General features: G+C 34.3%; 1 protein-coding gene. It reads right to left on the bottom strand.

Annotated elements, in window-relative coordinates; all coding sequences use genetic code 11:
- Nucleotides 1-251, bottom strand: a 251-nt coding sequence (locus SOM16_RS23175; RefSeq protein ID WP_320466363.1) for an outer membrane beta-barrel protein, incomplete at both ends; no start/stop codon positions are given.

Below are 251 nucleotides of genomic sequence, written 5' to 3' on the forward strand. Positions count from 1 at the left end.
TCATATAAATTCGATCACTAGGATTCGGATTCAAATCCATATTTCCTCGGGTGTACAATCCGTCGTTTCGAGGCAATAAAAATGGATTAAACTCAGAATACCAAGGTCGCCAAAGATTTCTGTTATATGTTAAACTTAAATCATATTTGTCTGAGAAAGAATATTTAAGCAATAGATTGGGTAAGAAGCTTCCATAGGAATCTTTTCTTGAAGTTCCGGCAATATCCTGCCCGATTTTATAATCAATATAC

The sequence above is a fragment of the Pedobacter sp. CFBP9032 genome (assembly GCF_034045265.1).
Lineage (GTDB): Bacteria > Bacteroidota > Bacteroidia > Sphingobacteriales > Sphingobacteriaceae > Pedobacter.